Raw genomic sequence first — 9286 nt, 5'->3', positions numbered from 1 at the left:
GTCGACTCGCAGGGGAGCTGGCATGTGTCATGGGAGCATATCTGGCTCGGTTTCGGCATCATCGGTCTGGCTCTCGCCGCCGCCGTCTGGGTCATCATGCCGCGTGATTCCGGCGACAGCGCCCGTCATCACGGCCCCCTGACCGCCGCCAATCTGCTGAATCCTTTCAAAATCATTTTCTCAAACCCGCAGAGCTGGTGCGCCGGCATCATCGGTGGCCTGCTCTTCGTGCCTACCACCATTGGCGCGCTCGGCTGGGGTGCTTCCATGCTCAGTTCCGGTGAGCACACCACCATCGCTTTCGCCGCTTCCGACGTTTCCATGGTTCCCATCGACTGGGTCATCGGCTGTCCGCTGCTCGGGTGGATCTCTGACAAGATCGGCCGCCGCAAGCCCGTCCTGCTCGGCGGCGCTGTCCTGCTGCTGGCCGCCTCGCTCTGCGCGCTTTTCGTGCCTGTCGGTATCATGCCGAAATACCTGGTCGCCCTCATCATGGGCATTGCCTCCGGCGCTGCGATGATTCCGTTTTCCTCCATGAAAGAGGTCAACCCGCCCCAGGTGAAAGGCACTGCCGCCGGCGTCATGAACTTCCTCGTCTTCGGAACGACCGGCGTTATGTCTCCGCTCGTTTCCGCCCTGATGGGAAAAGGAACCGTTCTGACCATGGCGCAGTACCGCGAGGCCTTCATGCCGCTCATCATCGGCATCGTCATCGCCATCGGTCTGTCCTTCTTCCTCCGGGAAACAGGCTGGGCCGCCCGCAAGGCGTAACAGGCTTTCTTCTGCCGTGGAGCCTTCTCAGGGCTCTGCCCTGAAACCCGGCAGGGACCACAGGCCCCTACACCCCGGTCTGTTAAACAGAATGGTTTGCAAAGATCCGCGACCTTTGCCGGGCCCGGGCAGAGCCCGGAAATCTTCCCACGAAGACTCAGTGTCTCACTGTATGCGGCACTCCCAGGGCTCTGCCCTGAAACCCGGCAGGGACCGCAGGCCCCTGCACCCCGATCTGTTCAACAAAATGGTTTGCAAAGGTCCGCGACCTTTGCCGGGGCCGGGCAGAGCCCGGGTTTCTGCCCGCGAGGGCCGGCATTTTACGTCCTGCGGAATCCTCCTGTCACAACATGGATTTTTCCGCTGGCGCGGCCCTGGGGTTGCTGATAAAGCATCTGTGAACAGGCGCCGGAATTCATATGACGCCTCACCAGATATGCAAGAGATGAAAATACGTCTGTGACCGAGATCATCCGGAGCCTGATGAAAGGGAGCTGGTTTTTCGCCCCTTCCGCGCGGGATCTGCTCTTCTCCCTCAGAACGACCGTCACCTCCCTGGTCGCTCTCAGCATCGCGTTCTGGATGGAACTCGGCCAGCCCCAGTGGGCCGCCATGACTGTCTGGATCGTCGCACAGAACACCATCGGAGAAAGCCTGTCCAAGGCGCACTGGCGTGTGATCGGAACCCTCGCCGGCGCTGTCGCCGCTATCGTGCTGATCTCCGCGGCGCCGCAGCAGCCCTGGGTGTTCTTCCCGCTGCTCGCCTGCTGGGTTGGTCTCTGTGCCGGACTGGGAACGCTCTGCCACAATTACCACAGCTATACCTTCGTGCTGATGGGATTTACCTGCGCGATCATCTCCATTTCCTCGATCGACGCGCCGGATCAGGTTTTCAGCACCGCCATCGCCCGGAGCACCTACATCATTCTTGGCGTTGTCTGCGAAATGACCGTCGCCCTGATCTGCGAACCCGGCGTCGCTGTCCGCACCAGAGCCACCGTCCGCCGCCAGCTCAGGGACATTATTGAGGAAACCTCTTCCGCCGTCAGGGACATTCTTCTCTCCCGCCCTCCGTCCGAGCGCGATCTCTACCGGACATTATCCGACGTCATGACCCTGAATGACCGGATGGAATTCAGCGCTATCGAGGCCGGGCATTCCGGTCCTATGGTGGCGTATGCCCGCGCAACCCTGGGCCAGGCGGCAAAGTTCATGTCCAGAGGCCTGGGAATGCAGACCCGGCTCGCGCTTTCAGGGGTAAAAACCGGCTCTGTCGCGCGGCCCGTTGTGGCGGAATTTTCTGCTTTTCTCGAAGCCATGCCGCGCTTTCTGGATTCAGATGCCGGCGTCGCGCAGCTCTGCCTCCGCGTCGGACGCCTGAGTTACGCCTGCGAAACCGCCATCGAAAAAACAGCGGATACCGAAAAAGGCAATCCTGACCGGCACAGCCTGGTCGATGACCGTATCGTGCTCCAGGGCACGGCTCTCCTGCTGACGGAACTGACACTCCTGCTGCGCTGCTTCATGTGCGCCGATATGGACAGAACCACCCTCAGCCATCTCCGTCTCGTCCGTCCGTCGAACTGGCGCTCGGCCATGTCCAACGGCCTCCGCTCCTTCATCGCCGTTCTCGTCGCCGCTTTCATCTGGGAGATTACCGCCTGGCCCACCGGCACCCTCTTCGTGATGTTCGTCTCCGTGGTCTGCGCCCGCTTCGCGTCTTTCTCCAATACCGTCATCGCCAGTAAAAACTTCTTTCTCGGCGCCGTCTGGGCCGTGGCGGCCGCCATCGTGCCGGTGTTTCTCGTCATGCCGGTCACCTCGGACTATCCGGTGTTCTGCTTCGCCGCCGGCATTCCCATGATTCTCGGCGGCCTGGTCAACCGTCACCACGCCACTGCCGCCATGGGCGCGTCCTTCGTCAATTTCTTTCCCTATATGCTTATGCCGGAAAACCACTTCCGCACGGATGAGGTGCAGTGGTTCAACACTTCCATGGCTCTGCTCGCCGGGCTCGGCTTCGGTGTCATGGTCTTTCGCTATCTGCTGCCTTTCAGCTTCGCGTCCTTCCGCCGCAGCTTCGGCGCGATTGTCGAAAACGGTCTCAGAGATATTGTGCATGCGGACACCCGCATGACCGACCAGGTCTGGCTCGGTGAGGTTGTGGAGGGCATGGAGCGTCTCATCGCCCATGAAAAAGACCGTGACGCGCCCCGGATCGACGTCTGGCTGCGGGATGCCTTTTCCATCATGACCGCCGGAAGAAACCTGCTCTATCTGCAGCTTCTGGTCCGGAATAAAATGCTGTCATCCGATCTCACGCGTGAGCTGAAAGAGCTTTTCGAACAGCTGAAAAATCCCCGTTTGCATGTGGCCGTGAAAACCGGCGCGATCAGAAACACGCAGGCCACGCTTTACCGGATGGAGACCCGGTCGGACGACCCCGCGGAACGCATCCAGATCAGCGAGGCCATTGGCTGCCTCTCCATCGCCGCCAGAGAGCTCACCCGAAGCGGCGCGTTTTTCAACCGCGACCGGACCATCATCCCCGGTGCGCCGGAAGGGCCTGTCTCCGCCGCTCTCTGATTCCCGTCTGCAGTCGTTGCTGTGCGGAACGGATTTTATGGCACGAGGTTCAGGACGAACCAGGCCGGCGAATTTTCAGAAAAAAAGCCGCCAGCCGGCATGCGGATTGTCCGGTTGCGAAATGCTTCCATAATCCTTATGGAAAATGCGAACGATTCGCATAAAAGAGCATGGTTCCATGCCCGCCCGCTCCGGGAAGCACTTTGGAACCCGAAAGCAAGGCGTCCCCGATATGCCGCGTAACGGCAAACTGCTGGCCCTTTACGATACCCACCGCAGCGCCCTGCTGGATTATGCCAGCACCATCACGGGCGATCGCCCTAACGCGGAAGACATCGTTCAGGAAGCCTGGGTGCGCTGCGCGGCGGCGGCTCCTCCGCGGGACAATCCCCTGAGCTATCTGTACCGCGTCGTGCGCAACCTCGCCATTGATGGACAGCGCAGACATCTTCGGGAACGCAGACGCCGCCCCCGGACCGAAGACTGCGGCAGAATTGAGCAGATCGCCGAGGAACGCGCCTCTCCGGAAACGGAAGTCGCCGACCGCGACGAAATCCGCCGCCTGAACGAGGCGCTCGCGGAACTGCCGGAACGCACGCGCAGGGCCATTGAACTGTACCGTCTGGGCAACCATACGTATAAGCAAGTCGCTGCTCAGCTCGGGATTTCCATCGGCCTTGCACACACCCTCGTCCTCAGCGGGCTTGATCACTGCCGCAACCGCCTGGACAGGACAGAATAAGCCCCGATGCGTTTCTTTTCTGAAAATCAGGCCTGCGGCTTTCGTCTTCTCTGCAGGGAACGAACCGCACTGCGCGGCGCGGTCCGCGACACCGGAAACTGAACATCATGCCCACGGAACCGGACGACGAGGCGGCGCGTGACATCCGTCCGCCGCGCAGAGCGACCGAATGGCTGCTGGCTCTCAACGAAGCCCCCGACGACGACGCGCTGCGCCGCCGCTTCGAGGCATGGCGGGCTGAAGACCCCGCCCATGAACGGGACTGGCTCACCACCAGCCACCTGTTCGACCAGCTCGGCCCCGCCCTGAGTCCGGATCTGACCGGCTCCGGGGTGATGAGCGCCGGCACGGACCGTCCGGATACCGCACTTGGGTCATCCGCCGCCATCCCGCTCCGCCGTCCGGCCGGGCGGCGTGGAAAATTCGTTCTTCCGGCTCTGATGCTCGCGGCTGCCTGTGTCGCCGCGGTCCTGCTCACCCCGGATCTCCTGCTTCGTCTTCGCGCGGATCAGATGACCGGCGTGGCGGAGCAGCGCACCATCACCCTCGCCGATGGCAGTGCCATTCGGCTCGCCCCTTCCGCTGCGGTCGCCATCCGTTACACCGGCACGCAGCGCGCCATCACGCTTCTGCGCGGTGAGGCGCTGTTTTCCGTGCGCCATGATCCCGCCCGTCCTTTCACCGTGACGGCCGGTCCGGTGCGCACCACCGATATCGGCACGACGTTCGATATCCGCCACGAGGATCAGGGCGCCACAATCGCCGTATGCGACGGCGCCGTTCAGGTGGAGGACGGCACGGATGGTCACGCCATACGGGAACGCCTTCAGGCCGGGGACGAAATCCGCATCAGCCGGAACGCGGATGGCAGTCCCGCTTTCCGGCGGGACACGATCAGTCCGCAGGAAATCGCGCTGTGGACACGCAGCCGCGCCATAATCCGTGATCGCACCGTGAAAGATGCTGTCGATGCCATCCGGCCCTGGTTTCACGGTATGATCATTGTGCAGCTAGCTCTCGCCCGCCAGCCGCTGACCGGCGTTTACACCCTGTCCGACCCCGCTGCCGCGCTCGCGGCCGTGGCCCGCGCCGAGGACGCCACCATGCGGCAGATCTCGCCCTGGATCGTCGTCCTCTCCACGCGCTGATTCTGGTCGTCCTGGGCTATTCTCAGGGGGCTGCCCTGAAACCCGGCAGGGACCCGAGGCCTCTGCACCCGGTCTGTTAAACAAAATGGTTTGCAAAGGTCTGTGATCTTTGCCGGGTCCGGGCAGAGCCCGGTTCTCTTCCCGTAAGAGTCAGCGCCTCACGCCGTGCGGCATTCCCAGAACTTCGCTCTGTTCGCAGTTTTTTCTGAAAATCCGGAGCCCTGGTGTCGTCCTTGTTCCGGGATCTGCTTTTGCGTCTGATTTGCAACAACACAGATCCCGATACTGGACGTGATACGACCCGGAGACAGGACAAAAATGAAAACACGGAGTGCGCGGGAACGGACAGGGCATGCGCGCGCCCGCTGGCTGGCCACAGCCCTGATCACGACGGTGCCGGGAGGATTTGCCGGCACGCCGGCCCAGGCCGCTCCGGCCGGGAACACGACACAGACCGTCGTGACCTCCGCTTCCGCTCCGGCGCAGACATTCAGTATTCCGCCTCAGAAACTTGGAGACGCCCTGGCTTCCTTCGGTGCACAGAGCGGGTGGCAGGTCTCCGTCCGCGCCGATGTGATCCGCAACATCTCAAGTCCCGGTGTCAGCGGGACCATGCCTCCTGCCAGCGCGCTTGCGCGTCTTCTCGCCGGAACAGGATTCACCTGGCGTCTTACCGGAACCAGCACCGTCACACTGATCCCCGCCCCGAATGCCGGCACGATTACGCTCGGGCCTGTCCGTGTGGGAGGTGCTGCCACACATCAGAACCCGGCCGGTCCCGGTGTCGGTTACGTTGCCGAGACAACAATGGCCGGCACGAAAACCGATACGTCCATTATGGAAATCCCTCAGTCGGTCTATGTGGTTACAAAACAGCTGATGCTCGACCAGCAGCCGCAGAGTGTGCAGGAGGCATTGCGCTATACGCCCGACATTTATACGGAACAGCTCGGCACATACAGCAACGGCGCCGCCTACAGCGGCTATGGCGGCATCACCCAGCGCGGATTTTCAACATCACAGTTCGTTGACGGTCTGATGTCCAACTCCAAAAGCGCGGGCGAAACCGCGTTTCTCGAACGCATCGAAGCCGTCAACGGCCCGGCCTCGGTCATGTACGGCCAGACGACGCCCGGCGGCATGATTGATATGAGTCTGAAAAAACCAACCGATACACCGCTGCATCAGGTGTCGGTCGGCTTCGGAAACTGGAATCGCTATGAAGCAACGTTCGACTACAGCGATAAAATTACAAAATCCGGGAATATGCGTTTCCGCATCGCGGCCATCGGCACGACACAGGACACGCAGACTGATCATATCGCCTATAAGCGGACAGGTGTCCTGCCGTCGCTCACCTAGGACATCGATCACAAAACGTCCCTGACCGTCCTCGGCAGCTATCTCTATACGCCTGCTAAAGGAACCAACTATATGCAGTTTCCGGTGGAGGGCACGCTCTATCCGGGACCCTATGGCCGCATCCCGCGCAGCCGTTTCGTCGGCAGCACGAATTTCAATCAGCAGAGCGACCGGGACGCCATGTTTGAATACCAGTTTCAGCACCGGTTCAGCCGGTTTCTGAACTTCAGTCAGGTTTTCAGATACGAAAAATCAAAAAGCTATGACCGTGATATGTATATGTCCGGCATGATCAACGACAGGCAGGCGACGCTGACGCCCTGGATCTCAGACGGATACAACGGAACGACCGGTCTGGATTCAAGATTCTACGAAAAATTCAAAATCGGAAACGTGGAAAACACATGGGTCGTCGGCTCCGATTTCCGGCAGTATAATTACCACTCGAATATTACATTCGATGACGCGCAATACACAACTGACCTGTATAACCCGCCGAACAATTACAGGCCATGCACCAGCCCGCGCTCTCCGGAATGTACCGTCTGGCAGACCACGTCCACCAATCAGTATTTCCAGGAAGGCGTATATTTCCAGGACCAGATTAAATGGAAAGGCCTGTCCCTCCTGCTCGGCGGCCGTCAGGACTGGGTCGATGAGACAACCCACGGAGAGTCGATCACCAATGAAAACGCGGCGCACGAAACGACATACACAGCCCATGTCCGCTCCGTCCGGCCGGAAAGCGCGTTCACCTGGCGTGTCGGCCTGATCTACCAGTTCGACTTCGGACTTGCACCGTATTTCAGCTACGCCACCTCCTTCATTCCGCAAACCGGAAGTGACTGGCTGGGAAATCCCTTTCCCTCACTGACAGGACAGCAGAAAGAAGCCGGACTCAAATACAAGGTTCCGAACCGCGACATCCTGATCACCGCTTCCGCCTATGATATTAACGAAAACCATTACCTGATCAGCGATTATGCGCACCCGAACTACTCCGCCGATGCCGGCCGGGTCAACGCCAGAGGGTTCGAGGTCGCCGCCAACGCCAACATCACACGCGATCTTCGTCTGGTCGCGTCTTATTCATACAATTCCATGACCTATGCGAAAACCAATCTCACGGCGGCAACTCAGCTTCCGGATGGCAGCTATGGTCCGACCGCCTCGGAGAAGGGAAAATATGTCGAGAGTGTCCCCCGCAATATGTTCTCGTTCTTCCTCGACTATAAACTTCCCGGAAAGATCATGCCGAGATTCTCAGTCAATGGCGGCATGCGCTATATTGGCTTTACCTACAGTGACGCGGTAAATACGTTCAAAGTACCTGCTTATTATCTGTTCGACATCGGGATGCACTATGATTTCAGCGAAAAAATTCCCATGCTGAAAGGCCTGCAGGCGCAGCTTGCCGTCTCCAACCTTACGAACAGATATTACGTGACGTCCTGCGGTGGCAATTTTGCCTGCTATGTCGGCCAGGGCCGTCGCGTCTATGGAAGCCTGAGCTATAGCTGGTAAAAACAGGCCGGTTTCACAGCAGACATCAGCAGAACATATGCGGTGGCGCTCCGGATCATGGGGGCGTCCGGCATCTCTCTGATCTCCTCCGGGCAGGCGCCGCGAGGAAACGCCGCCCGGACTGCAGGCTTTTCTGTCGCCCGTGTCGCACAGGGCAGCCGCCGTTCCGCAAAGCTTTACTGTCTTCCCTCCGGTTCATAAAGGAGGCGGACCCGCCCGGTCTCTTCCGGGAACAGGAAGCCGGAAACAGGGAAACAGACCATGGCGAAACCGCCGCAGGACGGAGCAGGCCGCTCCGCAGACTTTACGCGGGCCGTTCTCGTCGCGCTCCTTGCCAGCCTTATCGTCATCAGCGCCATCTGGATCCTCAGGCCCTTTCTTCCGGCGACCATCTGGGCCGTCACCATCGGCGTCACCACCTGGCCCCCGCTGCTGAGGCTTCAGGCCGTTCTCGGGCACAGCCGCGGTCTCGCCGTTTCCGTGACCATTCTCATCGCCCTGCTGATCTTCGTTCTGCCTTTGTGGCTGGCCATCACCACCGTCGTCCGGCACGCGGGCGATCTTGCCCAGATGATCGCGTCGGCCTCCACCTTTCACCTGCCGGCGGAACCGGACTGGCTGCGCCGGCTTCCGCTGATCGGACAGCACACCACCGCCATGTGGACCAGGCTTCAGCATATGAAGCCGCCTGAGGTTGTCGGCCAGATCATTCCTTCGCCGGAATATCTCATCCGGAGCGTCCTCTCCTACGCCGGCAGCTTCAGCATGCTGGCTGTCCAGTTCCTGCTCACTCTGGTTATTCTTGGCGTGCTGCTCATGAAAGCTGAAGCCGCCACGGCTGCGGCGGACCGTCTCGTCACCGCTCTTGCGGGGGAACGCGGCCGGGAGATGCTGCTGCTTGCGGGCCACACCATCCGGGGCGTCGCCTTTGGTGTCACCGTCACCGCCATTGTCGAGTCCGCCGTCGCCGGACTGGGGCTGAAAATCGCCGTCGTGCCGCTGGCCAGCATTCTCACCGCTGTCACCTTCATGGCCTGCCTGCTTCAGGCCGGTCCGGGCATCACGCTGATCCCGGCCGTCATCTGGGTTTATTTCGACCGCGGTCTTGTCCCGGCCCTGATCCTGCTGGTGATCACCGTCGTCACCATTGTCA

At 60.6% G+C, this 9286-nt stretch carries 7 protein-coding genes; all 7 read left to right on the top strand.

From position 1 onward, the window contains the following. On the top strand, nucleotides 1-771 hold a 771-nt coding region (locus tag GXY01S_RS15470), incomplete at its 5' end, for an MFS transporter (RefSeq protein ID WP_156470336.1). A gap of 459 nt (nucleotides 772-1230) precedes the next feature. Further along, complete coding sequence (locus GXY01S_RS15465) at nucleotides 1231-3357, top strand: FUSC family protein (RefSeq protein WP_061276550.1); 2127 nt, start codon at nucleotides 1231-1233, stop codon at nucleotides 3355-3357. A gap of 178 nt (nucleotides 3358-3535) precedes the next feature. Further along, the gene (locus GXY01S_RS15460) at nucleotides 3536-4099 is read left to right on the top strand and encodes a sigma-70 family RNA polymerase sigma factor (protein WP_255210471.1); all 564 of its coding nucleotides are present in this window, start codon (nucleotides 3536-3538) and stop codon (nucleotides 4097-4099) included. Between the two features lie 107 nt (nucleotides 4100-4206). Continuing rightward, nucleotides 4207-5247, top strand: a complete 1041-nt coding sequence (locus GXY01S_RS15455; RefSeq protein WP_061276546.1) for a FecR family protein — start codon at nucleotides 4207-4209, stop codon at nucleotides 5245-5247. Nucleotides 5248-5565: 318 nt separating this feature from the next. Further along, nucleotides 5566-6609 (top strand): TonB-dependent siderophore receptor, encoded by a 1044-nt coding sequence (locus tag GXY01S_RS19095; RefSeq protein ID WP_255210470.1) that lies wholly within the window; start codon nucleotides 5566-5568, stop codon nucleotides 6607-6609. Nucleotides 6610-6612: 3 nt separating this feature from the next. Beyond that, nucleotides 6613-8133 carry a TonB-dependent siderophore receptor gene (locus GXY01S_RS19090; RefSeq protein WP_370664504.1) on the top strand — a complete coding sequence of 507 codons (1521 nt, stop codon included), beginning with the start codon at nucleotides 6613-6615 and terminating at the stop codon, nucleotides 8131-8133. A 261-nt stretch (nucleotides 8134-8394) separates the two neighbouring features. After that, nucleotides 8395-9286: AI-2E family transporter (locus GXY01S_RS15445; RefSeq protein WP_061276544.1), on the top strand; the 892-nt coding region annotated here is incomplete at its 3' end.

The organism is Komagataeibacter xylinus NBRC 15237 (assembly GCF_001571345.1).
Lineage (GTDB): Bacteria > Pseudomonadota > Alphaproteobacteria > Acetobacterales > Acetobacteraceae > Komagataeibacter > Komagataeibacter xylinus.
Note: the sequence above shows the minus strand (reverse complement) of the source record. Positions and strands in the feature narration are given on the sequence as shown.